We start from the raw sequence: 26,179 nt of genomic DNA, 5'->3' as shown, positions 1-26,179 counted from the left end.
GCGGCAACCGGCCGACTCAGCGGCAGCCCAGCGTCTTCACGGTGGCGGGAAAGTAGGCGCGCATGAACTTCTCCACTTTTGCACGGTTGGCTTCGTCCAGAATGCTCGCCTGCGGCAAGTGCAACTTGAGCGTGAAATATCGTCCGCGATCAGTGATGCATGAGGCACTCACGATGGCGCCATTTCTGCCGACGACCGCCTCGTCACCGATATCTGCTTTGCGCCGCTGCGAAACGTCTTCGAGCACTGGATCGAATTCTGACCGTTGAGCCAACCCGGGTGCGTCCGAGGTCCAGTAGAAGTTGAACTCCATCTCTCGGTCATCACCGGAAAAAAGCGTACACGGAGCGGAGATCGCTTCCGAACGGTCCACCCGATTGTATTCATGGAGATCTTCTGCGGACTCAACAAGCGGTTTGGCGATTTCCCAATCGACCGGCGTACCACAGATCTTCTCAGGAGGCTGGGGCTTGTCGCCCCGCCCACAGGACACTACGAGGAAGGTGAGGATCAGGGCGAGGGCCGCGGTCCGTCTCGTCGAGCTACTCACTCTCACTTCGGCTCCACCCCGGACACATCCCTACCCTTTACTTCACCCCGGCCGGCTGCCATGTCGATGGTGTTCTGCGCATCGTAGGTTTCGTCGAATTCACCTTCTCGCGCAGCCTTCCATTCGTCCACAAGCGCCATGAGCTGCCTGTTCCTCGATTCAGCAACCGCGATATTGCTCTCGGTCCTCTGTTCGTCGAGCCTCTTCTGCTCGTCCTCCAGCCACATGTTCGTGACGTAATCGAACCCTTGCTGGACCTTGTCACTGACCATAGGGATATAGCTGATCGCTTCGTCGATGAGCGGCTTGGCCGCGAATTCCGCAACCTTGGGATCACCTTGCGCCTGAGTACGTGCCTCCTCCAGGAAACCCACTGTCCGCCCGGCACGCACGAGGGACTCGGTCGCGTCGGGCCGGGTGTCGGCATGAAAGTCCGTGACCATCGCCTGGTTCAGTCCGCCGTTCAGCGTGCCGTAGGCGTCCTGATCCTTGGAGATCTGCTTGATGACCTCGAAGAGGTCGGTCTGGTCCAGGGGGGACTTCGCGACGGCGACCTCGCTCATCGCCGTGTGCACGGTGTCCCCATGGTTGACGAGAATGTTGGCCATGGGCTCCCGCAAGAGCGGCGGGAAGTCGTCGCCGTGTTCCGCGAGGTGGGTGAGGGCCGACTTGAAGACCTTCTCGTTCTGCTCGGTGTGCTCGACGTAGCGGGCGTTCTCGTCCGACGGGTCGACACCGGTCGCCGCGGCCTGCAGGGCTGCGCCGAAGCCCGCGCGGCTGTCACCGTCCACACCGTGTGTGTACGTGCTCGCCTTGGCCCCCTCCCGTTCGTGCAGGGTGACCTCCCAGTCCCGCTCCTTCATGAGGTACCTCATGTGTTCGTCGGAGCTGAGATAGTCCGCCGCGGCGGCGGGGTTCCGGCTCATGACGCCGAGCATGCCGTCCACCGGGTCGTTGGCGAACCAGCCGTCCCGCTCTCCGCTGTACTCGTGCTTCAGGTGCCAGATGTCCGGGTCCTTCTTCTCGGCCGCGATCATGTCGTCGGTCAGGTCCGCGAGCATGTCCGGCGCGTACCCGTCGCCCTTCTGCATGAGGGTGACCAGCGACTGGTAGCCGACCGCCTTGTCGAGGCGGACGCCCTGGGCGTCGGTGGCGTGTCGCGCCACGCCGGCCTCCCGCATGTCCTCGCGCCAGCCCTCGTACCACGACGACCCGGTGTCCCGGGTCGCCGAGGCGAGGGCGTGGGCCAGGCCGGTCTCGATCTTCGCGTAGCGGCCCGCGCGGTCGCCGCCCCGCTCGTGGACGAGGTCGTTCAGCTCGTTCGTCAGCCTGATGGTGCCCTCGGCGCCCAGGCCGTCCAGGAGCGTGCGGGAGAACGCGGGGTCGTCGCCGTTGTCGCGGAACGTCCGCTCGAGCTCGGCGAGTTCCCCGTCGGACAGGCGCTCGCCCTTGCGGAGCCGCTCCAGCGCCTCCTCGGCCGCCTCGCCCTCGTACTTCTCGATGTCGCCCTTCGCCTCACCGTTGAAGCCCTTGCCGCCGGCGATGGCACTGGTGTCGGTCACGACGGCCCGCAGGGCGATCCGGACGCCGGTGTCCGCGTCCGTGACGTCCCGTACCGCCTTGTCGATGCGGTCCTGCCACGACTGGACGGCCTCCAGGTATCCCGGATCCTGGCGCACCGCCCTGCGTGACTCCTCCGGCAACCGCTCCATGTCGAAGCTCACGCGTCCGCTCTCGGAGACCTTCATGCCCGCGTCGACGGCGTCCTGCCGGGCCGACTTCAGCCGGCCGCGCAGTTCGACGAACTGCGCGTGCGCGTCACGCAGCAGTGCGGCCACCGCCTTGGCCTCCGTCTGCGCGTACTGGAACTGCTTGAGGGTGATGTCGAAACGCCTGTTGGCCGCGTCGGCGCTCAGTCCCACCCAGCCGGTGCCCATGGAGATGCCGTGCACGTCCCGGCGATAGGCCTTCTCCTGCTCGGCGAACTCACCCGCCATCCCGTCCCATCGTTCGGCGGCCGTGGTGAGTGCGCCGAGGTCCGTGGTCATGATCTCGTGGTAGGTCGGCATCCCGGTTCCCCGTGGGTGTCTCGGCAGGGCTCGTCGTCCGCGGTCAGTAGCGGTCGAGCGGGGAGGTCCGCCTGACCTCGGCGCCCACCGCGAGGTCCGTGCCCTGCAGCACGGTGTTGGCGCTGCGCAGCGCGCTCTTCTCCGCGTCGAGCCGGTCCATCAGGTTCTTCACCTGTCCGCCCCAGGTCTCGTGGGCCTTCTTCAGTGCCGCCGAGGTGACCCAGCCGTCCCCGTCCTTCGCCCGGAAGGCCTTGACCGCGCTGGCGGTGTCCTCGTCCGCCCACCGTCCGGCTTTCGCCGTGTCGGGTTCGATGTGCTCCTCGATCGCCCTCGCGGCGGCCTTCTTCTGGGCGGGCGACGAGGCCAGGTCCTTCCGGCCGCCCGCCGGCGCTCCCCCGCCCCGCTCCGCCGGGAGCTGGTTCAGCCTCGTCCCGACCGTCCGCTCCGTTCCGGCGGTGCCCGTCACCACGAACCGTCCTCCCCGTTCCGGTCGCTCTCCCACGCGACCACACCGGTGCCGAAGGCGTGATCGCCGTCGCACACGGTATCGCGGCATCGCGGAACGTGACACCACGGGTCAGTACACCTGGTCCTGTCGTGCGACCGTGAGGAGTACCGCCGCGTCCTCCGGAGCCTCCAGGCCGTGGCGGACCGGGGGGATGACGATCAGATCGCCGGTGCGGCCCTCCCACTCCGTGTCGCCGCTGGTGAGGCGGACGCGGCCGCGCAGGACCAGCAGGGTCGCCTCGCCGGGGCTCTCGTGCTCGGCGAGGCTCGTGCCGGCGGTCAGGGCGAGGAGGGTCTGGCGCAGGGTGTGCTCGTGACCGCCGTGGACGGTGGTGGCGCTGCGGCCGTCGGAGCCGGCGGCGGCGCGTTCCAGGTGTTCGCGGACGAGGGCGTCGAGGGAGAGCTTCCGCATGGCATCGAGCTTTGCCGGGGGACCTTGCCGGTCGCCAGGGCCATGTGGGGTACATCGTGGTGTCCGCCACGTTCACCCGTCGTGCCGTACGGCTGTCGGTGCCCTCGGCGATACTGGCGCGGTGCCGCCGCCCCCTCAGCCCATCACGCCCGATCCGCCGGAGGCGATCGCGCGTCCACTGCTCACCCAGTCGTGGCTCGACCTGACCTTCGTGCACTGGGCGGTGGATCCGGCCGACGTGGCCCCGCTGCTGCCGCCGGGCACCGTGCCCGACACCCTGGACGGGGTCACGTACGTCGGTCTCGTCGCGTTCCGGATGCACCGGGTGGGGTGGCTGCGACTGCCGGGTGTCCCCTATCTGGGCGACTTCCCGGAGACCAACGTCCGTCTGTACTCGGTGGACGCGCACGGGCGGCGCGGGGTCGTCTTCCTCTCCCTGGACGCCTCCCGGCTGATCCCGGTGGTAGTCGCCCGGCTGGGGTTTCGGATGCCGTACCTCTGGTCCCGGATGCGCGTGGACCATCTCGACGGCGGCACGGTGACGTACACCAGCTCCCGGCGCTGGCCCGGTCCGCGGGGCGCCGGCGGACGTATCACCGTGCGCCGGGGTGAGCTGATCGAGGAGCCGACCGAGCTGGAGCACTTCCTCACCGCCCGCTGGGGCATGCACGGCGCCTTCTTCGGGCGGTCGATGTACCTGCCCAACGCGCATCCGCGCTGGCCTCTGCACCGGGCCGAGCTGGTGGAGTGCGAGGAGGACCTGGTCACCGCGGCCGGGCTGCCGAGGCCGGCCGGGGAGCCGGTGAGCGTGCTGTACTCACCGGGCGTCCCCGCCCGTTTCGGACGTCCGGCCCGCCCGGCCGGCATCCCCACTCCGTGACGCCTCGACGTACGCGTCAGATGACGCCCTGTGCGAGCATCGCGTCCGCCACCCGCTCGAAGCCGGCGATGTTCGCGCCGGTCACGTAGTCTCCGGGGGCGCCGTAGCGCTCGGCGGTCTCGGCGCAGGTGGTGTGGATGTCGGTCATGATGCGGGCCAGCTCGTTCTCGACCTGGTCGGCCTTCCACGACGTGCGCGACGCGTTCTGGGTCATCTCCAGCGCGCTGACCGCGACGCCGCCCGCGTTGGCCGCCTTGCCGGGGCCGAAGGCGACGCCGGCCCGCTGGAACAGCTGTACGGCCTCCGGCGTCGTCGGCATGTTCGCGCCTTCGGAGACCGCCTTCACGCCGTTGCGGATGAGGGCGTCTGCGTCGACGGCGTTCAGTTCGTTCTGGGTCGCCGACGGCAGGGCGACGTCGGCCGGGACCTCCCAGACCCGTCCGCCGGGCACGAACCGCGCGGAGGCGCCCCGGCGTTCGGCGTAGTCGCTCACCCGGCCGCGCTCGACCTCCTTGATCTGGCGCAGCAGCTCCAGGTCGATGCCCTTCTCGTCGACGACGTAGCCGCTGGAGTCGGAGCAGGTGACCGGGTTGGCGCCGAGGGCGGTCAGCTTCTGGATGGTGTAGATCGCGACGTTGCCGGAGCCGGAGACGACCGCGGTCTGCCCCTCCAGGTCCTCGCCGCGGGCGCGCAGCATGGCCTCCGCGAACAGCACGTTGCCGTATCCGGTCGCCTCCGGGCGGATCAGCGAGCCGCCCCAGCCGGCGCTCTTGCCGGTGAGCACGCCGCCCTCCCAGCGGTTGGTGATCCGCCGGTACTGGCCGAACAGGTAGCCGATCTCGCGGGCGCCGACGCCGATGTCCCCGGCCGGGATGTCGGTGTACTCACCGATGTGCCGGTACAGCTCGGTCATGAAGGACTGGCAGAAGCGCATGACCTCGGCGTCGCTGCGGCCCTGCGGGTCGAAGTCGCTGCCGCCCTTGCCGCCGCCGATGCCGAGACCGGTCAGGGCGTTCTTGAAGATCTGCTCGAAGCCGAGGAACTTGATGATCCCGAGGTTCACCGACGGGTGGAAGCGCAGGCCGCCCTTGTAGGGGCCGAGGGCGCTGTTGTATTCGACCCGGAAGCCCCGGTTGACGTGGACCCGGCCCTGGTCGTCCTGCCACGGCACCCGGAACATGATCTGCCGCTCCGGCTCGACCAGCCGCGCGACGAGCCCCGGCTCGGCGTACTCGGGGCGCGCCGCGAGCACCGGGGCGAGGGTGTCCAGCACCTCGCGCGCGGCCTGGTGGAACTCGGGTTCCGCCGGGTTGCGGCGCTCGATCTCGGCGCGCAGCAGGTCGAGCGAGGTCTTGGGGTCGGGTCGTGAGGTCACGAGGTCCCTTTCTGGCGCGGCTGACACCGGTACGTATAGCCGGTGATGGGCGCTCGGCGCCGTTGCCGCGCGCAGGACAGCGGCCACCCTGGTCGTATACGACAGGCCGGCCGACCCTCCCAGTGTTACTCCTGTGTTAACTCGATACCAAGAGCCGATCCGGATTGTTCGCTATGTGGACGGCATGTGCGGAGTCCGGGTGCCTGGCGCCGCTCACTCCGGCGTCCCACCGACCCACGGCAGGTCGGCACCCTTCGAGCCGGCCTGCGCACGACCGGTAGCATCGGCCACCGCCCACGACCGAGCACAAGGGTTCCCATGAGCTTCGCAGTCTCCGCGGACGAACTCCTCAGCGCGTTCGGTCTCACAGGTGTCGTGTACTTCCCCCGCCACGAGGAACCGGGCAGCCGCCTCGACGCACGGACGGCGGACTTCCTCAGCGGGGTCGGGCTTCCGGACGACGAGTACTTCAGGTCGAAGGCCGGGGACGGCCAGGAGGAGTCGATCGGTCTGGCCGGGTGGTTCGGGCCCGAGGACGGGCCCCTGCCCGAGGAGTGCGGGTCCTGGCTGGTGCTCGCCCACTTCGCCGCCTCCCTCATCGCCCTCGACCCCGGGAGCGGGAAGGTGTACGCGTTCGGCGAGGGCGACCCCCTGGACTCGTACACGCAACTCCACCGTGACGTCGAGTCCCTCACCTACGCCTTGCTCCTCTTCAAGAGGTTCGAGGAGCACGCGCGGGACGACGACGCCGACGTCGACGAGCGGCTCGACCGGTTGCGCGCGCGGATCGAGGCCTTCGACCCCCTCCCCTTCGAGGACGGCCGGTCGCAGTGGAACCTCGTCCTCGACGAGGTCGCCGAAGGCATCTGGTGAGACGGGCCGCCGAGCACACGCGCCCGCAGCGCCGGGGCTTCCGCACCGCACCTCGTCTCCCTGACGTCCGTCCAGGACGACGCCCGTGACGAGGAGTTGCGGGTGGTGTGGGAGCTGGAGCAGGCGACCGGCGTCCACGACCAGTACGAACTTCCGTCGCCGGCCGCCGGGTTCGACGAGCCGGGCCGCCTTGACGCCTTCCTGGACGCCGTGCGCCGGGGTGCCATCGCCTCGGCCGACAAGACGGCGTTGCAGGAGAGCCCCGTCCTCTCCCCCGTGCGCATCCTGCTCGGCACCGACGCGGCCGGCGAGGGCATCAGCCTCCAGGCCCACTGCCACCGGGTCCTGCACTGACGGACCAAGGGCCGCACACCTCCGAGGCGAAGAAGCACAGGGCTGCCGCCCGTAAGGCCAGAGTGAGGACGCGAACCGCTGCGCGCAGCCCTCAGCTGGACCGTGGCCTCACGGAACCCCTTCTCCGCCCGCGGGCGGGTCACCATCCCGACGAGTGCGACGCCCCGCTCCCTGATCGCGCTGCCGCACTTCATCGGCGACGAGGACGGGGCGTACGAGCTGGTGGAACGGCTCAAGGAGGAGCTGGAGCCGGGCAGTTGCCTGGTCATGTCGCGCCTCACGCCCGGCTGCCGCCCGGAGGAGGCGTCGAGGAGGGTGACCGCCCCGTGCCGGGCGGGCGGTCTCACCATGGACATGCGCAACCGGAGCGGTTCGCCCGCTTCTTCGAGGGGTTGGAGGTCGTCGGCCCCGGGATCGTGGCGGCCGAGGAGCGGCATCCGGAGTTCGGTGAGCCGGTCCCGGGTCAGGAGGGCGTCCACAGCGGGGCGTACGTCGCAGTGGCCCGCAAGGCCTGAGCCCTCGCGGAGCGGGACGGCGGGGCCACCCCTGACCGGGGCGGCCCCGCCGGGCGCCGGACAGGGGACCGCCCCCGGACCGGTTGCGCGTCGTGCGTGGCCGGCCCAGGGGGGTCCGAGGGACCTCCTCAGCCCTTCCGGTGCTTGCGGTCCTTCTCGCAGTCGTCCTCCCGGGCCGCCTCCTTCAGCGTGTCCCGCAGGGCGTAGAAGGCGGGCTTGCGGGCGAAGTCGTCGGTCATGACGTTCGCGAAGCCCTCGCCCTCGAAGAACACCGGCACCCACGAGTACTTGTCGGTGAAGCCCCAGATGGTGAACGAGTTGCAGCCGTCGACGGCCAGGCACGCCTGAAGCGTCCGCTGGTAGTAGTCGGCCTGCTTCCGCTCCTGCTCCTCGGTGGGCTTGCCGCCCTCCGGGACGTCCATGCGGACGTCCAGCTCGGTGACGGCGGTCTCCAGGCCGAGCGCGTCGAACCGGCGCAGGTTGTCCTCCAGGTCGCCCGGGAAGCCGTACCGCGTGCTCAGGTGCCCCTGCACGGAGAAGCCGTGCACGGGAACGCCCTGCGCGAGCAGGTCCTGGACGAGGGCGTAGTAGGCGTCGCTCTTCGCGTTGACGCTCTCGACGTTGTAGTCGTTGAAGAACAGCTTCGCCTTCGGGTCGATCTCGTGGACCCACCGGAAGACGTCCGCGACGATGCCCGGGCCCAGCTCCCGGATCCAGATGTTGTCCTGGGTGCGCAGATTGCCCTGGTCGTCGAAGATCTCGTTGGCGACGTCCCACTGCTGGATCCTGCCGGCGTAGCGGCCGACGACGGTGGTGACGTGCTCGCGCAGGATCGCGTGCAGCTCCTCCTCGGAGAAGTCCCCCTCCTCCAGCCACGCCGGGTTCTGGCTGTGCCACAGCAGGGTGTGGCCGCGTACGACCTGGTGGTTCCGCTTGGCGAACTCGACGATGGCGTCGGCCTGCGCGAAGTCGTAGCGGTCCCGCTCGGGGTGGATGTAGTCCCACTTCATCTGGTTCTCGGGGGAGACCGAGCTGAACTGGCGCCCCAGGATCTTCCGGTACTCCCTGTCGTGCGTGAAGGGGTCCGGGTAGTCCTGCTCCAGGTGGTGGCCGCCGCCCGCCACGGCGGTGCCCACGACGAAGCCCTCGGGAGCGGCCTCGCGCAGCCGGTCGAACTTGGCGTGGGAGTGCGGCGCGGCCTCCTTGCCGGCCGACGGGTCGGCGGCGGCCGAGCCCGTCATGAGCGGCAGGGTCAGGGCGGCGGTGGCGAGGGCCACGGTGGCGAAACGAATGGATCTCATGCGGGGAGTCTCATTCCGATCATCGTTCTCGAATGTTTCGAAGCCCAGTCCGAAACATTAGGGATGAGCGGACGCTAAGGTCTCGCCGAGCCGCGCGTCAATACCCGTGCGCAGGTCGTGTCCGCACCTGTGCGCAGGTCGTGTCCGCGCCGACGACCGGCCGGACAGCAGGTCCGTACCAACCCCTTGCTCCCGCACCCGTCACGTCGCAAGCTCCCCTCATGGAGCTGGAGTTGCGGCATCTGAAGACGATCCGGGCGATTGCCGACGCAGGCAGCCTGACCAGGGCGGCGACGGCGCTCGGGCTCGCGCAGCCGGCGCTGAGCGCACAGCTCAAGCGGATCGAACGCGCCCTGGGCGGTGAGCTGTTCGAACGCGGGCGGCACGGGGTGCGGGCGACCGCGCTGGGCGAACTCGTGCTGGAGCGCAGCCGGATCGTGCTGCCCGCGGTGACCGAACTGCAGCAGGAGGCGGCGCGGTTCGCCCGCACCTCGCGCGCGACCTCCTGCCTCCGGCTGGGCGGCACCCACGGTCCGCTGCTGGGCGCCCTGGTGGACCGGCTGGCGGACGCGGTGCCGGACACCCGCGTCACCACCTGCACGTCCTGGTCCGAGCGGGAGCTGGCCGCACTGCTCGTCGAGGGCCGGCTGGACTTCGCCCTCGCCGGGACCTGCGGCTCGGCCGAGCCACCGGGTGCGGAGGGCCTGGTCTGGCAGGAGGTCGCGGTCGATCCGGTGTTCGTCATGGTGCCGGAGGGCCATCCGCTCGCCCACCCGGGAGAGGTGGACCTGACCGAACTGGCCGGTGAGCAGTGGGCCTGCGTCCCCGGCGACGGCTGCTTCGGGGACTGCTTCACGGCGGCCTGCGCCCGCGCCGGCTTCACCCCGCGCCGGATGTACGAGACGGACACCTCGTCCCTGGTCCATCTGGTGCAGGTCGGCCGGGCGGTCGGGCTGTGCCGGGCGACCTTCCCGACCACGCCCGGAATCACCACCCGGCCGCTCACGGGCACTCCGCTGACCTGGCGGCACCTGCTGGGCCGGCACACCGTGACACAGCGGGCGAAGACCGCCGCCACCGTCCTTGAACAGGCCCGGGTCGCCCACGCGGGCGTGGCGGCGCGCAGCGACAGCTATACGGAGTGGCTCGCCGCCCAGCCCGTTCCATAACACCGGGGAGAGGGCCGGCCGAGCTCTTACGCCCGCCGTTCGGCCCTCCCTACGGTTTCGGCACCTCCCCACCGAACCGAGGAGATGCCCCATGCCCCACCGACCCCTCCCCCGACGCACCAGATCCGTGGGTGCCGCCGTCGCGGCGACGGCCGCTCTGTTCGTGGCCGGGCTCAGCGGCTCCGCGAGCGCGGAGCCGACCGCCTCGGCGGCACAGGCGCTGCGCACGGACGCCGCCCCGCCCGCCCTCCTCGAGGCCATGGAACGCGACCTCGGCCTGGACCGGCAGCAGGCGGAACGCCGCCTGGCGAACGAGGCGGACGCCGGCACCACCGCGGCCCGCCTCCGCGCGGCACTGGGCTCCGACTTCGCGGGCGCCTGGGTGAGCGGCGCCGAGTCCGGCACGCTCACGGTGGCGACGACGGACGCCGACGACGTACCGGCCATCGAGGCGCAGGGCGCGAAGGCCACGGTCGTACGCCACTCCCTGACCGCTCTGGACGCGGTCAAGTCCCGTCTGGACCGGGCGGCTCAGCGCAACGACACCACCGACGCCCCCGTCTGGTACGTGGACGTCCGCACGAACACGGTGGTCGTCCAGGCGGTACGCCCCTCCGCCGCCCGCGTCCTCCTGGCGGCGGCCGGCACCGACCGCTCCCTCACCCGGATCGAGAAGTCGGCCGACCGGCCCCGCCCGCTGTACGACCTGCGGGGCGGCGAGGCGTACTACACCAACAACAGCGGCCGCTGCTCGATCGGCTTCCCCGTCACCAAGGGCACCCAGCAGGGCTACGCCACCGCCGGTCACTGCGGGCGGACCGGTGACAGCACGAGCGGCCACAACCGGGTGGCCCAGGGCACCTTCCAGGGCTCGGTCTTCCCGGGCCGGGACATGGCGTGGGTGGCCACCAACTCCCAGTGGACGGCGACTCCTCACGTCAAGGGTCAGGGCGGCCAGAACGTCCAGGTCACCGGCTCCGCCCAGGCCCCGGTCGGCGCCTCGGTCTGCCGCTCCGGCTCCACCACCGGCTGGCACTGCGGCACCATCCAGGTGCTGAACACCAGCGTGACCTACCCCGAGGGCACCATCAGCGGCGTGACCCGGACCACGGTGTGCGCCGAGCCGGGCGACTCGGGCGGCTCGTACATCTCCGGCAGCCAGGCGCAGGGCGTCACCTCGGGCGGCTCGGGCAACTGCAGCAGCGGCGGTACGACGTTCTTCCAGCCGATCAACCCGCTGCTCCAGAACTACGGCCTCACCCTGAAGACGACCGGCGGCGGCGAGGAGCCGCCCGAGGAGGAACCCGGCGGCACCTGGTCGGCGGGCACCGTCTACCAGCCGGGCGACACGGTGACGTACGGCGGCGCCACCTACCGCTGCCTCCAGGGCCACCAAGCCCAGACCGGCTGGGAGCCGTCGAACGTCCCGGCGCTGTGGCAGCGCGTGTGAGCTGACGTTCCCGACGGGGGAAGACCGGCCCCGGGCGCGCTGTGGTGAGCGCGCCCGGGGCCGGTCCCATGACACGCCCGCGCCGGACCCGGAAGTACGCCTCATGAGACGCGAAGGACGGCGACAGCACCGTTCACGGCGGGATGGTCCCCTGTCCGGCGTGTCCTGTGGATCGGCCAGGAGGCACCCAGGGGCCCGGCACTATGGGGCCATTTCGGCTGGACGATCGGCACGGGCACGGTCCTCAGGGCCAAGCCCGGCACGCTGGAGTCCGCCGAGGCCCTGACCAAGCCGGCCTGGGCTTCGCGGCGGGGAGCGACGGCGATGCCTTCGGGACGGCGGCTGCCGCACTGAGCCGGATCACGCCGGCTCGCCCTCGAAAACCTCCGCCGTCGACGTGGCGGTGATGGCCTTGGTGAACCAGAGACCCAGCACATTGGGGTCGCCGCAGCCGACGATGCGGTCCCGGTCCTCTTCGGTGACCTCGACACCCCGGTGCCCCAGGAGAAGCAGGATGTCCTCCGCCCGGCTCTTCATCTGGCCCTCGGCTCGAAGCTGCTGAGCGGTCTCCGACTGGAAGAAAGAGAGGTCGACGGCCATGAGGTGCCTCCAGAGATCTGCGGCCGGCGTCTTGCCGAGGCCTTGTTCCATGAGTTCGATGAAGGTGCCTGCGGTGCTCTCGTCGTCGGCCGACAGGCCCTTGAGTGCCTTTGCCAGCGCGTTCAGTATGGCATCGGCGTCCGGGTCACGGCGGTGCAGCGCGGCGGACAGGACCGTGAGCGGAATGTCGCGAGCGGCCTCGTCGGGGCTGGCGATCACCGGCACGTCGTCGGGTCCCAGGACGAGGGGGCGCAGGGTGAGCGAGGGCCACTGACGGGGGCCGATGTCGACCTGCTGGGCCGCCCACGCGGCCGTCCTCCGGTCCGCGCAGACGACGAGGAGTACCGGCGGGACGCCGTACTTGGCGTACACGTGGGCGAGGTAATAAGCCCAGCTTGCGGGCTTGCGCGGGTCCGGCTCGCCCTGTGACTCGACCGCCAGGACGAAACTGCCGTCCTCGGTCTCCATCCGCAGCAGCGTGTCCACCCGGCGCTCCAGCAGCTGTGTCTCCGTGAGGTCGGTGGAGAGTTCGGAGGCGGACACAGGTGGGGGAAAGGCGACGCCGAGGTTCCTGGCGACGCGCGCGAAGAGGCCCGGGTCCTGCTGGAAGATCCGGTGCAGGGCCTCATGGGATGAGCTGACCATGGGGCGAAGCTATGGGCGGAACGGCATGTGCCGCCCGCACATGCCCCGTCATTCGCGCGAACGAATGACACCCCCGGCCGCAGAGTTGACGCCGAACGCTCATCCGCACAAGCGAAAGGGCCCGCACGACCGAAGTCGTGCGGGCCCTCTCAGGTGCTCGCAGCAGGAGCTACCAGGTCAGATCAGCAAGCTCACTTGTTGATCTTGGTGACCTGGCCGGCGCCCACGGTCCGGCCACCCTCACGGATGGCGAACTTCAGGCCCTCCTCCATGGCGACGGGCTGGATGAGCTCCACCTTCATCTCGGTGTTGTCACCCGGCATGACCATCTCGGTGCCCTCGGGGAGGGTCACGACGCCGGTCACGTCCGTCGTACGGAAGTAGAACTGCGGGCGGTAGTTGTTGAAGAAGGGGGTGTGACGGCCACCCTCGTCCTTCGACAGGATGTAGGCCTGGGCCTCGAACTCGGTGTGCGGGGTGACCGAACCGGGCTTGATGATGACCTGGCCGCGCTCGACGTCCTCGCGCTTGATGCCGCGGAGCAGCAGACCGACGTTCTCACCGGCCTGGCCCTCGTCGAGCAGCTTGCGGAACATCTCGATGCCGGTGACCGTGGTGGTGGTCTTCTCCGGCTTGATGCCCACGATGTCGACGGTCTCGTTGACCTTGAGGACACCACGCTCGATACGACCGGTGACGACGGTGCCACGACCGGTGATCGTGAAGACGTCCTCGATCGGCATCAGGAACGGCTTGTCGACGTCACGCTCGGGCTGCGGGATGTTCTCGTCGACGGCCTTCATCAGCTCGAGGACGGTGTTGCCCCACTCCTTGTCGCCCTCGAGGGCCTTCAGAGCGGAGACCTTGACGACCGGCAGGTCGTCGCCCGGGAACTCGTACTCGGAGAGCAGCTCACGGACCTCGAGCTCGACGAGCTCCAGGATCTCCTCGTCGTCCACCATGTCGGCCTTGTTCAGGGCGACGACGATGTACGGGACGCCGACCTGGCGGGCCAGGAGCACGTGCTCCTTGGTCTGCGGCATCGGGCCGTCGGTGGCGGCGACCACGAGGATGGCGCCGTCCATCTGCGCCGCACCCGTGATCATGTTCTTGATGTAGTCCGCGTGACCGGGGCAGTCGACGTGGGCGTAGTGACGCGTCTCGGTCTGGTACTCGACGTGCGCGATGGAGATGGTGATACCGCGCTGGCGCTCTTCGGGAGCCTTGTCGATCTGGTCGAAGGCCGAGGCCTCGTTCAGGTCCGGGTACGCGTCGTGCAGCACCTTGGTAATGGCGGCCGTGAGGGTCGTCTTACCGTGGTCGATGTGACCGATGGTGCCGATGTTGACGTGCGGCTTAGTCCGCTCGAACTTCGCCTTCGCCACTGGGGTCCTCCTGTGGAGTGGTTCTGTACGCCTTACTCATCGGCGCCAGGTGATCTTTGCTGGGAAACCCGGGCCCGGGACATTCCGCCGGGTGACGGCGGAATGTCCCCTGCAGGCTCCGGGGTCAAGCCTAAAGCGTGTGAACGGGGTCCGTTAAACGGAGTCCGTTACTCGCCCTTGGCCTTCGCGATGATCTCCTCGGCGACGTTCCGCGGAACCTCGGCGTAGGAGTCGAACTGCATGGAGTAGCTGGCACGGCCGGACGTCTTGCTGCGCAGGTCGCCGACGTAGCCGAACATCTCCGAGAGGGGCACGAGACCCTTCACGACGCGGGCACCGGCCCGCTCCTCCATGGCCTGGATCTGGCCACGGCGGGAGTTGATGTCGCCGATGACCTCACCCATGTAGTCCTCGGGCGTGGTGACCTCGACGGCCATCATCGGCTCCAGGAGCACGGGCGAAGCCTTGCGCGCGGCCTCCTTGAAGGCCTGCGAACCGGCGATCTTGAACGCGAGCTCGGAGGAGTCGACCTCGTGGTAGCCACCGTCGATGAGCGTGACGCGGACGCCCGTCATCTCGTAGCCGGCCAGGATGCCGAACTGCATGGCCTCCTGGGCGCCGGCGTCCACCGAAGGGATGTACTCCTTCGGGATGCGGCCACCGGTCACCTTGTTCACGAACTCGTACGAGGCGTCGCCGCCCTCGATCGGCTCGATCGCGATCTGCACCTTGGCGAACTGACCGGTACCACCGGTCTGCTTCTTGTGGGTGTAGTCCACGCGCTCGACGGCCTTGCGGATCGTCTCGCGGTAGGCGACCTGGGGCTTGCCGACGTTGGCCTCGACCTTGAACTCACGGCGCATACGGTCGACCAGCACCTCGAGGTGCAGCTCGCCCATGCCACCGATGATGGTCTGGCCCGTCTCCTCGTCCGAGTGGACCTGGAAGGACGGGTCCTCCTCGGCCAGGCGCTGGATCGCGACGCCCAGCTTCTCCTGGTCGCCCTTCGACTTGGGCTCGATGGCGACCTGGATGACCGGCGCCGGGAAGTCCATGGACTCCAGGATGACCGGGCTCTTGTCGTCGGACAGCGTCTCACCGGTGGTGGTCTGCTTCAGGCCCATGACGGCGACGATGTCGCCGGCGCCCACCGACTCGATCTCCTCACGCTTGTTGGCGTGCATGCGGTAGATCTTGCCGATGCGCTCCTTCTTGCCCTTGACGGAGTTCAGCACGGCGGTGCCGGACTCCAGGCGGCCCGAGTAGACCCGGACGAAGGTGAGCTTGCCGAGGTGCGGGTCGCTCATGATCTTGAACGCGAGCGCGGCCAGCGGCTCGTCCTCGGACGGCTTGCGCTTGACGACGACCTCGGCGTCCTTCGGGTCGTGGCCCTCGATGGCCTCGACGTCGAGCGGGGTCGGCAGGTAGCGCACGACCGCGTCGAGCAGGGGCTGGACGCCCTTGTTCTTGAACGCGGTGCCGCAGAACACCGGGGTGACCGTGGTGTCGCTGGACTTGCCGGACGCGATGGTGATGCGACGGATCGCGGCGTACAGCTGCTCCTCGGTGGGCTCCTGGCCCTCCAGGAACAGCTCCATGATCTCTTCGTCGTTCTCGGCGACGGCCTCGACCAGCTTGCCGCGCCACTCCTCGGCGGCCTCGGTGTGCGTGGCCGGGATGTCGACGACGTCGTACATCTCGCCCTTGGCGGCCTCGGCGGACCACACGAGCGCCTTCATGCGGACCAGGTCCACGACGCCCTGGAAGTCGGCCTCGGCACCGATCGGGAGCTGCATGACGAGCGGCTGGGCGCCCAGGCGGTCCGAGATCATGTCCACGCAGCGGTGGAACTCGGCGCCGGTACGGTCCAGCTTGTTGACGAAGCAGATGCGCGGGACGCCGTAACGGTCGGCCTGACGCCACACCGTCTCGGACTGCGGCTCGACACCGGCGACACCGTCGAACACGGTCACGGCACCGTCGAGCACACGCAGGGAACGCTCCACCTCGACGGTGAAGTCGACGTGCCCCGGGGTGTCGATGATGTTGATCGTGTAGTCGTTGTCCTCGAGCGGCCAGTGGCAGGTGGTGGCAGCGGACGTGATCGTGATGCCACGCTCCTGCTCCTGCTCCATCCAGTCCATGGTGGCGGCGCCGTCGTGGACCTCACCGATCTTGTACGACACACCGGTGTAGAACAGGATCCGCTCGGTGGTGGTCGTCTTGCCCGCGTCGATGTGGGCCATGATCCCGATGTTGCGGACCCTGGCCAGGTCAAGTGAAGTGGTAGCCATAAGGCTTCAGTCTTCTCTCGGTCTCGATGTGGGTAGCGACTACCAGCGGTAGTGCGCGAAGGCCTTGTTGGACTCGGCCATCTTGTGCGTGTCCTCGCGCTTCTTCACAGCGGCACCCAGGCCGTTGGAGGCGTCGAGAAGCTCGTTGAGCAGACGCTCGGTCATGGTCTTCTCGCGACGGGCGCGGGAGTAACCGACCAGCCAGCGCAGCGCGAGCGTGTTGGCACGACCGGGCTTGACCTCGATCGGAACCTGGTACGTCGCACCACCGACACGGCGGGACTTGACCTCGAGGGTCGGCTTGATGTTCTCCAGCGCGCGCTTCAGCGTGATGATCGGGTCGTTGCCCGTCTTCTCACGCAGACCCTCCATGGCGCCGTAGACGATGCGCTCGGCGGTGGAGCGCTTGCCGTTGAGCAGCACCTTGTTGATCAGGGAGGTCACCAGAGGAGAACCGTAGACCGGGTCGATGATGACCGGGCGCTTCGGGGCGGGGCCCTTACGAGGCATTCTTACTTCTCCTTCTTGGCGCCGTAACGGCTGCGAGCCTGCTTGCGGTTCTTGACACCCTGGGTGTCGAGGGAACCGCGGATGATCTTGTAGCGAACACCCGGCAGGTCCTTCACACGGCCGCCGCGCACGAGCACGATGGAGTGCTCCTGCAGGTTGTGTCCCTCACCCGGAATGTAGGCCGTGACCTCGATGCCGCTGGTCAGACGCACACGCGCGACCTTACGCAGGGCCGAGTTCGGCTTCTTCGGGGTGGTCGTGAACACACGCGTGCAGACGCCGCGACGCTGAGGGGAACCCTCGAGTGCGGGCGTCTTGTTCTTCTCGACCTTGTCCTGCCGGCCCTTGCGGACCAGCTGCTGGATCGTAGGCACTACTTCTCCGGTTTCTGTGTGCCGATTGGTGAAGCTAACCTGGAACGTCGCCGACCCACGCGGTCGGGTGTGTCGAATCCCGCGGACTTCCGCCGCAAGGCGAAAAGAACGTGTGGATCACGGTGGCCGTTCATCAGCCCCCGGTGCGGTGTGATGGCACGCACGAAGGCCAGGGCACACCCCAGGCACAAGGTCTGAGCGTACCTATCGCATTCGCTGCGGTCAAAACAAATGGGGCCGACCCGCGCCGCCGCACGGAACACGTCGTCCCTCGATTGTCAACCGGCCGCCAGCGCGAGCGCGAACGACAGGAACATCAGGACCGCCCACGCCCCGTTCGCCAGCCAGCCGAGCGCCAGACCGGTCAGCGCCAGTCCGTCGCCCTCCTCCCCCGTGCGCCTGATCTCGGCCCGCGCCGCGTGCCCCAGGATCACCGCCGGGATGCCGGTGAGTCCGAAGGTGACCAGACAGAGCCCGCCGCAGACGGCGGAGGCGACCGCCTTGCCGTTCACCCGCGCCCGGGGCGCCGGCGGGAGCACCGCCGGCACGGCGCGCACGGCGTGCGGTACGGGCCCCTGCGGCAGGTCGGCCACCAGCAGCGCCAGCTCCCCCACCGTACGGGCGGCGTACGCCCGCGCGACCCTCCGGTCGAACTCGGACTTCTCCAGCCGCCCCTCCCCGTACCCGGCCCTGAGGACGTCCACGGCCCGCTCCCGGTCGGCGTGCGAGGCCAGCATCGACGGAGCGGCCTGCCCGCCCCACGGCTGCGGCACGCCCTGCCCCTGCTGCTGCCAGGGCTGCCACTGCGGATACGGCGAATACGACACCGGGCACCACCTCCCCCGTCCTACCGGGTCCCTCCATGATGCGCCCGGGCGGCCGTTCCGGCACGGGTTCGGCGACACACGGCCGGTATACGACGCCGAGGGGCGGTCACCCCGTACGGAGTGACCGCCCCTCAGTGCTTCAGACGTACGCCTTACTGGTTGTACGGACCGTAGTCGTAGTCCTCCAGCGGAACGGCCTGGCCGGAGCCCGTGCCGAACGGCGAGTAGTCGATGTCGTCGTAGCCGACGGCCGAGTACATCGCGGCCTTGGCCTCCTCGGTCGGCTCGACCCGGATGTTGCGGTAGCGGGACAGACCCGTACCGGCCGGGATGAGCTTACCGATGATGACGTTCTCCTTGAGGCCGATGAGGCTGTCGGACTTGGCGTTGATCGCCGCGTCCGTCAGCACTCGGGTCGTCTCCTGGAAGGAGGCGGCCGACAGCCAGGACTCCGTCGCCAGCGAGGCCTTGGTGATACCCATCAGCTGCGGACGACCGGAGGCCGGGTGACCGCCCTCCTGGACCACACGACGGTTCTCGGTCTCGAACTTGGAGCGCTCGACCAGCTCGCCGGGCAGCAGCTCGGCGTCGCCGGACTCGATGATCGTCACACGGCGCAGCATCTGCCGGATGATGATCTCGATGTGCTTGTCGTGGATCGACACGCCCTGCGAGTTGTAGACCTTCTGGACCTCGCCGACCAGGTGGACCTGGACGGCACGCTGACCCAGGATGCGCAGCACGTCGTGCGGGTTGGTGGCACCCACGGTGAGCTGCTGGCCCACCTCGACGTGGTCGCCCTCGCCGACCAGGACCTTGGCACGCTTCGAGATCGGGAACGCCGTCTCGTCGCTGCCGTCGTCCGGGGTGACGACGATCTTCTTGGTCTTCTCGGTCTCCTCGATCCGCACGCGGCCGGAGGCCTCGGAGATCGGGGCGACACCCTTCGGGGTACGGGCCTCGAAGAGCTCGACGACACGGGGCAGACCCTGGGTGATGTCGTCACCGGCCACACCACCGGTGTGGAAGGTACGCATCGTCAGCTGGGTACCGGGCTCACCGATGGACTGGGCGGCGATGATGCCGACCGCCTCACCGATGTCGACCAGCTTGCCGGTGGCCAGCGAACGGCCGTAGCACATCGCGCAGGTGCCGACGGCGGACTCGCAGGTCAGGACCGAGCGGGTCTTGACCTCCTCGACGCCGCGGGAGACGAGCTCCTCGATGAGGACGTCGCCCAGGTCGGTGCCGGCCGGGGCCAGCACCTGTCCGTCGACCACGATGTCCTCGGCGAGGCAGCGCGCGTACACGGAGGTCTCGACGTCGCCCTCCTTGCGGAGCACGCCCGTCTCGTCCCGGCTCGCGATCTTGAGGCGCAGACCGCGGTCGGTGCCGCAGTCCTCCTCGCGGATGATGACGTCCTGGGAGACGTCGACCAGACGACGGGTGAGGTAACCCGAGTCGGCGGTACGCAGGGCGGTGTCCGCCAGACCCTTACGGGCACCGTGCGTGGAGATGAAGTACTCCAGCACGGACAGACCCTCACGGAACGACGCCTTGATCGGACGCGGGATCGTCTCGTTCTTCGCGTTCGACACCAGACCACGCATACCGGCGATCTGACGCATCTGCATCATGTTGCCTCGTGCGCCCGAGTTCACCATCATGAAGATCGGGTTGGTCTTCGGGAAGTTGTCGTTCATCGCCTCGGCGACCTCGTTGGTCGCCTTGGTCCAGATGTTGATGAGCTCCTGCGTGCGCTCGTCCTTGGTGATCAGACCGCGCTCGTACTGCTTCTGGACCTTCTCGTCCTGCGCCTCGTAGCCGCGGACGATCTCCTTCTTCGCCTCGGGGACGACGACGTCGGAGATGGCGACGGTGACGCCGGAACGGGTGGCCCAGAAGAAGCCGGACGCCTTCAGGTTGTCGAGCGTCGCCGCCACGATGACCTTCGGGTAGCGCTCGGCGAGGTCGTTGACGATCTCGGAGAGCTGCTTCTTGCCGACCTCGTAGTCGACGAACGGGTAGTCCTCGGGCAGCAGCTCGTTGAAGAGCGCGCGGCCCAGGGTGGTGTTCAGCCGGAAGCTGTCACCCTGCTGCCACTCGGGCTCGCCCTCCTCGCGCGCCGGCGGGGTCCAGCCGCGCGGCGGGATGGTGCCGACCGGGAAGCGGACGTCGATCCTCGACTGGAGCGACAGCTCGCCCGCGTCGAAGGCCATGATCGCCTCCGCGACCGAGGCGAAGGAACGGCCCTCGCCCTTGAGGTCGCGCATCTCGCCGTCGGTGGTGAGGAAGAACAGACCGAGGACCATGTCCTGGGTCGGCATCGTCACCGGGCGGCCGTCGGCCGGCTTGAGGATGTTGTTCGAGGACAGCATCAGGATGCGGGCCTCGGCCTGCGCCTCCGCGGACAGCGGCAGGTGCACGGCCATCTGGTCACCGTCGAAGTCCGCGTTGAACGCGGTGCAGACGAGCGGGTGGATCTGGATGGCCTTGCCCTCGACCAGCTGCGGCTCGAAGGCCTGGATGCCGAGGCGGTGCAGCGTGGGCGCACGGTTCAGCAGCACCGGGTGCTCGGCGATGACCTCTTCGAGGACGTCGTACACCACGGTGCGGCCGCGCTCGACCATGCGCTTGGCCGACTTGATGTTCTGCGCGTGGTTCAGGTCGACCAGGCGCTTCATCACGAACGGCTTGAAGAGCTCCAGCGCCATGGCCTTCGGCAGACCGCACTGGTGCAGCTTCAGCTGCGGGCCGACGACGATCACGGAACGCGCCGAGTAGTCGACTCGCTTGCCGAGCAGGTTCTGACGGAAGCGGCCCTGCTTGCCCTTGAGCATGTCGGACAGCGACTTCAGCGGACGGTTGCCGGGGCCCGTCACCGGGCGGCCGCGGCGGCCGTTGTCGAAGAGCGCGTCGACGGCCTCCTGGAGCATGCGCTTCTCGTTGTTCACGATGATCTCGGGCGCGCCGAGGTCGAGAAGCCGCTTCAGGCGGTTGTTGCGGTTGATGACACGGCGGTACAGGTCGTTCAGGTCGGAGGTCGCGAAGCGGCCACCGTCCAGCTGCACCATCGGACGCAGGTCCGGCGGGATGACCGGCACGCAGTCGAGCACCATGCCCTTGGGGCTGTTGGACGTCTGCAGGAACGCGGAGACGACCTTCAGCCGCTTGAGCGCACGGGTCTTCTTCTGGCCCTTGCCGGTGCGGATGATCTCGCGGAGACGCTCGGCCTCCTCCTCGAGGTCGAAGGACTCCAGGCGCTTCTGCAGCGCCGCGGCACCCATCGAGCCGTCGAAGTACGTGCCGAAGCGGTCGCGCAGCTCGCGGTAGAGCAGCTCGTCGCCCTCGAGGTCCTGGACCTTGAGGTTCTTGAACCGGGTCCACACCTCGTCGAGACGGTCGATCTCGCGCTGCGCGCGGTCGCGCAGCTGCTTCATCTCGCGCTCGGCACCCTCGCGCACCTTGCGGCGCACGTCGGCCTTGGCGCCCTCGGCCTCCAGCTCGGCCAGGTCGGTCTCGAGCTTCTTGGCGCGGGCCTCGAGGTCGGCGTCGCGGCGGTTCTCGATCTGCTGGCGCTCGACGGAGACGTGGGCCTCCAGCGAGGGCAGGTCGCGGGTGCGGCGCTCCTCGTCGACGTACGTGATCATGTACGCCGCGAAGTAGATGACCTTCTCCAGGTCCTTCGGGGCGAGGTCGAGCAGGTAGCCGAGGCGCGACGGAACGCCCTTGAAGTACCAGATGTGCGTGACGGGCGCGGCCAGCTCGATGTGGCCCATCCGCTCGCGGCGCACCTTGGCGCGCGTGACCTCGACGCCACAGCGCTCACAGATGATGCCCTTGAAGCGGACGCGCTTGTACTTGCCGCAGTAGCACTCCCAGTCCCGGGTCGGACCGAAGATCTTCTCGCAGAAGAGTCCGTCCTTCTCGGGCTTGAGGGTGCGGTAGTTGATGGTCTCGGGCTTCTTGACCTCGCCGTGGCTCCACTGACGGATGTCGTCAGCGGTGGCCAGGCCGATCCGGAGCTCGTCGAAGAAGTTGACGTCGAGCACTATGCGTCAATCCCTCTCAGGGTTGTAAGTCTTGGGGTCTGGAACGGGGGTCCTGGGGCGGGCGGCCTTCACGGGGAAGGCCGCCCAACTCCCGTCAGACCTCTTCGACGCTGCTCGGCTCGCGCCGGGACAGGTCGATGCCGAGCTCCTCCGCAGCGCGGAAGACGTCCTCGTCGGTGTCACGCATCTCGATGGACATACCGTCGCTGGACAGCACCTCCACGTTCAGGCACAGGGACTGCATCTCCTTGATGAGCACCTTGAAGGACTCGGGGATGCCGGGCTCGGGGATGTTCTCGCCCTTGACGATGGCCTCGTAGACCTTCACGCGGCCGGTCACGTCGTCGGACTTGATGGTCAGCAGCTCCTGGAGCGCGTAGGCGGCGCCGTACGCCTCGAGTGCCCACACCTCCATCTCGCCGAACCGCTGGCCACCGAACTGAGCCTTACCACCCAGCGGCTGCTGGGTGATCATGGAGTACGGACCGGTCGAACGCGCGTGCAGCTTGTCGTCGACCAGGTGGTGCAGCTTCAGGATGTACATGTAGCCGACCGAGATCGGCTCCGGGAACGGCTCGCCCGAGCGGCCGTCGTACAGCCGTGCCTTGCCGGACGGGAGCACCATGCGCTCGCCGTCGCGGTTCGGGATGGTGTGCTGGAGCAGACCCGCGAGCTCGTCCTCACGCGCACCGTCGAAGACCGGGGTGGCGACGTTGGTGCCGGGCTCGACCTTGTCGGCGCCGATGGCCTGGAGCCGCTCGGCCCACTCCTCCGCGAGGCCGGAGACGTCCCAGCCGCGGCTGGCGAGCCAGCCGAGGTGGATCTCCAGGACCTGTCCCGGGTTCATTCGGGACGGGACACCCAGCGGGTTGAGGATGATGTCGACCGGGGTGCCGTCCTCGAGGAACGGCATGTCCTCGATCGGGTTGATCTTGGAGATGACACCCTTGTTGCCGTGCCGGCCGGCGAGCTTGTCACCGTCGGTGATCTTGCGCTTCTGCGCGACGTAGACGCGCACCAGCTGGTTGACACCGGGGGGAAGCTCGTCGCCCTCCTCGCGGTCGAAGACGCGCACGCCGATGACCTTGCCGGTCTCGCCGTGCGGCACCTTCAGCGAGGTGTCACGGACCTCACGGGCCTTCTCACCGAAGATCGCGCGGAGCAGGCGCTCCTCGGGGGTCAGCTCGGTCTCGCCCTTGGGCGTGACCTTGCCGACGAGGATGTCGCCGGCGATGACCTCGGCACCGATGCGGATGATGCCGCGCTCGTCGAGGTCGGCGAGGACCTCCTCGGAGACGTTCGGGATGTCCCGGGTGATCTCCTCGGGGCCGAGCTTGGTGTCACGGGCGTCGACCTCGTGCTCCTCGATGTGGATCGAGGAGAGGACGTCGTCCTGCACGAGGCGCTGCGACAGGATGATCGCGTCCTCGTAGTTGTGACCCTCCCACGGCATGAACGCGACCAGCAGGTTCTTGCCGAGCGCCATCTCGCCGTTCTGGGTGGCCGGGCCGTCGGCGAGGACCTGGCCGGTGATGATCCGGTCGCCCTCGTTGACGATGACCTTCTGGTTGACCGAGGTGCCCTGGTTGGAGCGCGAGAACTTCGCCAGGCGGTACGTGATGTACGTGCCGTCGTCGTTGGCGGTGGTGATGTAGTCCGCGGAGACCTCCTGGACCACACCGTCCTTCTCGGCCTTGACCACGTCGCCGGCGTCGACGGCGGAGCGGTACTCCATGCCGGTGCCGACGAGCGGGGACTCGCTCTTGATGAGCGGCACGGCCTGGCGCATCATGTTCGCGCCCATGAGGGCGCGGTTGGCGTCGTCGTGCTCGAGGAACGGGATCATGGCGGTCGCGACCGACACCATCTGGCGCGGCGAGACGTCCATGTAGTCGACGTCGTCACCGGGGACGTAGTCGACCTCGCCGCCACGACGGCGGACCAGGATCCGGTTCTCGACGAACCGCATGTCGTCGTTGAGCGGCGCGTTGGCCTGCGCGATGACGAAGCGGTCCTCCTCGTCGGCGGTCAGGTAGTCGACCTCGTCGGTGACCTGGCCCTCGACGACCTTGCGGTACGGCGTCTCGATGAAGCCGAACGGGTTGATCCGGCCGTACGAGGCGAGCGAACCGATCAGACCGATGTTCGGGCCTTCGGGCGTCTCGATCGGGCACATGCGGCCGTAGTGCGACGGGTGCACGTCACGGACCTCGAAGCCGGCCCGCTCACGGGAGAGACCACCCGGGCCGAGGGCGTTCAGACGACGCTTGTGCGTCAGCCCCGACAGCGGGTTGTTCTGGTCCATGAACTGCGACAGCTGGCTGGTGCCGAAGAACTCCTTGATGGAGGCGACGACCGGCCGGATGTTGATCAGGGTCTGCGGCGTGATCGCCTCGACGTCCTGGGTGGTCATGCGCTCGCGCACGACGCGCTCCATACGGGCGAGCCCCGTACGGACCTGGTTCTGGATCAGCTCGCCGACGTTGCGGATGCGGCGGTTGCCGAAGTGGTCGATGTCGTCGGTCTCGACCATGATCGAGCGACCGGACTCGCCGACCGTCTCGGTCTCACCGGCGTGCAGCTTCACCAGGTATTTGATGGTGGCGATGATGTCGTCGGTGGTGAGCACGCCGGCGTCCAGCGGCTCGTCCCCGCCGAGCTTCTTGTTCACCTTGTAGCGGCCGACCTTGGCGAGGTCGTAGCGCTTGGGGTTGAAGTACAGGTTCTCGAGCAGCGTCTGCGCGGCCTCACGCGTGGGGGGCTCGCCCGGACGCAGCTTGCGGTAGATGTCGAGCAGCGCGTCGTCCTGGCCCTGGGTGTGGTCCTTCTCCAGGGTGGCGCGCATGGACTCGTACTCGCCGAACTCCTCGAGGATCTGCTCGGTGGTCCAGCCGAGCGCCTTCAGGAGGACGGTGACGGACTGCTTGCGCTTGCGGTCGATGCGGACGCCGACCATGTCGCGCTTGTCGATCTCCATCTCCAACCAGGCACCCCGGGACGGGATGATCTTGGCGGAGAAGATGTCCTTGTCGGACGTCTTGTCGATGGAGGAGTCGAAGTAGACACCCGGCGAACGGACCAGCTGCGACACCACGACACGCTCGGTGCCGTTGATGACGAAGGTGCCCTTGTTCGTCATGAGCGGGAAGTCGCCCATGAAGACGGTCTGGGACTTGATCTCGCCGGTCTCGTTGTTGGTGAACTCGGCGGTGACGAAGAGCGGGGCCGCGTACGTGAAGTCGCGCTCCTTGCACTCGTCGATGGAGTTCTTCGGCGGCTCGAAGCGGTGGTCGCGGAAGGTCAGCGACATCGACCCGGAGAAGTCCTCGATCGGGGAGATCTCCTCGAAGATCTCCTCCAGACCGGACTTGGTGGGGACGTCCTGCCCGTTCTCCAGAGCCTCCTCGACCCGACTCTGCCAGGCCGTGTTGCCGAGCAGCCAGTCGAAGCTCTCGGTCTGCAGCGCGAGCAGGTTCGGAACCTCGAGAGGCTCCTTGATCTTTGCAAAGGAGATGCGCAGCGGGGCGGTGCTGGCACCGTTGTTCGTATTCGCGGTCGAGGCGTTGCGCGAGGCGGCCAAGAGGGGGTCCTTCCGAGGGCTCGGACTCACTACGCGCGTACCGGCCCCCCACCGGGCAGAGAGACAGACATCCCAGGTCAGAGATGATCTAGTCGTCGGTGCTCGAGCGAGGGCATGCCCCTGGTGACGGGCAGGGGACAGCTAACAGGCAGCGCAAAGGGTCAGTGTAGCCATTTGGCACACTGATGTCCAATGCCGGTTTACGAACCCGGTGGAGACCCTCGTTCTTCTCAACTCCTGCGACAAGGCGCTGCCCTCAACGCACGTTCATACTGCCCTCTTTGCCGCCGATCCATGCCTCGGATCCGGATCCTTGTGGCGACGCGTCCTGAGAATTGCGCGCTGCGTGCGGTTCGTCAAGGCCCCCCTTGCCGGAACCGCCTGCCACCAGGCGAATCTTCGCGGTCCCCGGAGGCACAACGAAGATCACCTTACTCCCCGCCGTCACAGGTGCAAG

At 68.4% G+C, this 26,179-nt stretch carries 20 protein-coding genes and 1 pseudogene; 7 read left to right on the top strand and 14 right to left on the bottom strand.

What is annotated here, in order from left to right; all coding sequences use genetic code 11:
- Window positions 1–16: 16 nt before the first annotated feature.
- From AB0A94_RS01095 to AB0A94_RS01080, 4 genes are all read right to left on the bottom strand, one after another.
- Window positions 17–550 (bottom strand): hypothetical protein, encoded by a 534-nt coding sequence (locus AB0A94_RS01095; RefSeq protein ID WP_361736900.1) that lies wholly within the window; start codon window positions 548–550, stop codon window positions 17–19.
- Window positions 551–552: 2 nt separating this feature from the next.
- Window positions 553–2,619 (bottom strand): hypothetical protein, encoded by a 2,067-nt coding sequence (locus tag AB0A94_RS01090; protein WP_361736897.1) that lies wholly within the window; start codon window positions 2,617–2,619, stop codon window positions 553–555.
- Between the two features lie 43 nt (window positions 2,620–2,662).
- Window positions 2,663–3,088 (bottom strand): hypothetical protein, encoded by a 426-nt coding sequence (locus AB0A94_RS01085; protein ID WP_361736894.1) that lies wholly within the window; start codon window positions 3,086–3,088, stop codon window positions 2,663–2,665.
- A gap of 108 nt (window positions 3,089–3,196) precedes the next feature.
- Window positions 3,197–3,538: a cupin domain-containing protein gene (locus AB0A94_RS01080; protein WP_361736891.1), complete on the bottom strand. Its 342-nt coding sequence runs from the start codon at window positions 3,536–3,538 to the stop codon at window positions 3,197–3,199.
- 121 nt (window positions 3,539–3,659) lie between these two features.
- On the opposite strand from AB0A94_RS01080, the gene AB0A94_RS01075 reads away from it, so the two are divergent.
- A complete protein-coding gene (locus AB0A94_RS01075) occupies window positions 3,660–4,418 on the top strand; it encodes a DUF2071 domain-containing protein (protein ID WP_361736888.1) in 759 nt (252 codons plus the stop codon).
- Between the two features lie 16 nt (window positions 4,419–4,434).
- Here AB0A94_RS01075 and gdhA read toward each other — a convergent pair whose 3' ends face one another.
- Entirely contained in the window at window positions 4,435–5,793 is a 1,359-nt protein-coding gene (gdhA, locus tag AB0A94_RS01070) for an NADP-specific glutamate dehydrogenase (RefSeq protein WP_361736885.1), read from the bottom strand.
- Between the two features lie 318 nt (window positions 5,794–6,111).
- Between gdhA and AB0A94_RS01065 the strand changes: the two genes are divergently transcribed.
- From AB0A94_RS01065 to AB0A94_RS01050, 4 genes and pseudogenes are all read left to right on the top strand, one after another.
- Window positions 6,112–6,666: an SUKH-4 family immunity protein gene (locus tag AB0A94_RS01065; RefSeq protein ID WP_361736882.1), complete on the top strand. Its 555-nt coding sequence runs from the start codon at window positions 6,112–6,114 to the stop codon at window positions 6,664–6,666.
- A gap of 102 nt (window positions 6,667–6,768) precedes the next feature.
- Window positions 6,769–7,020 (top strand): hypothetical protein, encoded by a 252-nt coding sequence (locus AB0A94_RS01060; protein WP_361736879.1) that lies wholly within the window; start codon window positions 6,769–6,771, stop codon window positions 7,018–7,020.
- Between the two features lie 102 nt (window positions 7,021–7,122).
- Window positions 7,123–7,329: pseudogene (locus tag AB0A94_RS01055) on the top strand (SAM-dependent methyltransferase); the annotation flags it as partial.
- Between the two features lie 17 nt (window positions 7,330–7,346).
- A complete protein-coding gene (locus AB0A94_RS01050; RefSeq protein WP_361737573.1) occupies window positions 7,347–7,535 on the top strand; it encodes a hypothetical protein in 189 nt (62 codons plus the stop codon).
- 128 nt (window positions 7,536–7,663) lie between these two features.
- Here the strand turns inward: AB0A94_RS01050 and AB0A94_RS01045 are convergent, their stop codons facing one another.
- Window positions 7,664–8,836, bottom strand: a complete 1,173-nt coding sequence (locus tag AB0A94_RS01045) for an endo-1,4-beta-xylanase (protein WP_361736876.1) — start codon at window positions 8,834–8,836, stop codon at window positions 7,664–7,666.
- Window positions 8,837–9,057: 221 nt separating this feature from the next.
- On the opposite strand from AB0A94_RS01045, the gene AB0A94_RS01040 reads away from it, so the two are divergent.
- Window positions 9,058–10,005, top strand: a complete 948-nt coding sequence (locus AB0A94_RS01040) for a LysR family transcriptional regulator (protein WP_361736873.1) — start codon at window positions 9,058–9,060, stop codon at window positions 10,003–10,005.
- A gap of 91 nt (window positions 10,006–10,096) precedes the next feature.
- A complete protein-coding gene (locus AB0A94_RS01035; RefSeq protein WP_361736870.1) occupies window positions 10,097–11,455 on the top strand; it encodes a carbohydrate-binding protein in 1,359 nt (452 codons plus the stop codon).
- Between the two features lie 360 nt (window positions 11,456–11,815).
- Here AB0A94_RS01035 and AB0A94_RS01030 read toward each other — a convergent pair whose 3' ends face one another.
- The 8 genes from AB0A94_RS01030 to rpoB form a co-directional block, all read right to left on the bottom strand.
- Window positions 11,816–12,700: a hypothetical protein gene (locus AB0A94_RS01030; protein WP_361736867.1), complete on the bottom strand. Its 885-nt coding sequence runs from the start codon at window positions 12,698–12,700 to the stop codon at window positions 11,816–11,818.
- Window positions 12,701–12,891: 191 nt separating this feature from the next.
- On the bottom strand, window positions 12,892–14,085 hold the full coding sequence (gene tuf, locus AB0A94_RS01025) for an elongation factor Tu (RefSeq protein ID WP_217128206.1): 1,194 nt from the start codon (window positions 14,083–14,085) through the stop codon (window positions 12,892–12,894).
- Between the two features lie 167 nt (window positions 14,086–14,252).
- A complete protein-coding gene (fusA, locus tag AB0A94_RS01020; RefSeq protein WP_361736863.1) occupies window positions 14,253–16,379 on the bottom strand; it encodes an elongation factor G in 2,127 nt (708 codons plus the stop codon).
- Between the two features lie 39 nt (window positions 16,380–16,418).
- Window positions 16,419–16,889 carry a 30S ribosomal protein S7 gene (gene rpsG, locus AB0A94_RS01015; RefSeq protein ID WP_003992340.1) on the bottom strand — a complete coding sequence of 157 codons (471 nt, stop codon included), beginning with the start codon at window positions 16,887–16,889 and terminating at the stop codon, window positions 16,419–16,421.
- 2 nt (window positions 16,890–16,891) lie between these two features.
- Entirely contained in the window at window positions 16,892–17,263 is a 372-nt protein-coding gene (rpsL, locus tag AB0A94_RS01010; protein WP_003948652.1) for a 30S ribosomal protein S12, read from the bottom strand.
- A gap of 278 nt (window positions 17,264–17,541) precedes the next feature.
- Entirely contained in the window at window positions 17,542–18,090 is a 549-nt protein-coding gene (locus AB0A94_RS01005; protein ID WP_361736860.1) for a DUF1707 and DUF4190 domain-containing protein, read from the bottom strand.
- A gap of 152 nt (window positions 18,091–18,242) precedes the next feature.
- Window positions 18,243–22,142, bottom strand: a complete 3,900-nt coding sequence (locus tag AB0A94_RS01000; RefSeq protein ID WP_361736857.1) for a DNA-directed RNA polymerase subunit beta' — start codon at window positions 22,140–22,142, stop codon at window positions 18,243–18,245.
- A 94-nt stretch (window positions 22,143–22,236) separates the two neighbouring features.
- Window positions 22,237–25,722 carry a DNA-directed RNA polymerase subunit beta gene (rpoB, locus tag AB0A94_RS00995; RefSeq protein WP_361736854.1) on the bottom strand — a complete coding sequence of 1,162 codons (3,486 nt, stop codon included), beginning with the start codon at window positions 25,720–25,722 and terminating at the stop codon, window positions 22,237–22,239.
- Window positions 25,723–26,179: the final 457 nt, after the last annotated feature.

Origin of the sequence: Streptomyces sp. NPDC044984 (genome assembly GCF_040646935.1) — a bacterium.
In the GTDB taxonomy this organism is placed as follows: domain Bacteria; phylum Actinomycetota; class Actinomycetes; order Streptomycetales; family Streptomycetaceae; genus Streptomyces.
Note: the sequence above shows the minus strand (reverse complement) of the source record. Positions and strands in the feature narration are given on the sequence as shown.

Bases quoted from the DNA above. Each gene is read 5' to 3' on its own strand.
- fusA (WP_361736863.1), bottom strand. From the start codon at position 16,379: ATGGCTACCACTTCACTTGACCTGGCCAGGGTCCGCAACATCGGGATC.
- AB0A94_RS01045 (WP_361736876.1), bottom strand. From the start codon at position 8,836: ATGAGATCCATTCGTTTCGCCACCGTGGCCCTCGCCACCGCCGCCCTG.
- AB0A94_RS01065 (WP_361736882.1), top strand. From the start codon at position 6,112: ATGAGCTTCGCAGTCTCCGCGGACGAACTCCTCAGCGCGTTCGGTCTC.
- AB0A94_RS01080 (WP_361736891.1), bottom strand. From the start codon at position 3,538: ATGCGGAAGCTCTCCCTCGACGCCCTCGTCCGCGAACACCTGGAACGC.
- AB0A94_RS01090 (WP_361736897.1), bottom strand. From the start codon at position 2,619: ATGCCGACCTACCACGAGATCATGACCACGGACCTCGGCGCACTCACC.
- AB0A94_RS01040 (WP_361736873.1), top strand. From the start codon at position 9,058: ATGGAGCTGGAGTTGCGGCATCTGAAGACGATCCGGGCGATTGCCGAC.
- AB0A94_RS01035 (WP_361736870.1), top strand. From the start codon at position 10,097: ATGCCCCACCGACCCCTCCCCCGACGCACCAGATCCGTGGGTGCCGCC.
- AB0A94_RS01030 (WP_361736867.1), bottom strand. From the start codon at position 12,700: ATGGTCAGCTCATCCCATGAGGCCCTGCACCGGATCTTCCAGCAGGAC.
- rpsG (WP_003992340.1), bottom strand. From the start codon at position 16,889: ATGCCTCGTAAGGGCCCCGCCCCGAAGCGCCCGGTCATCATCGACCCG.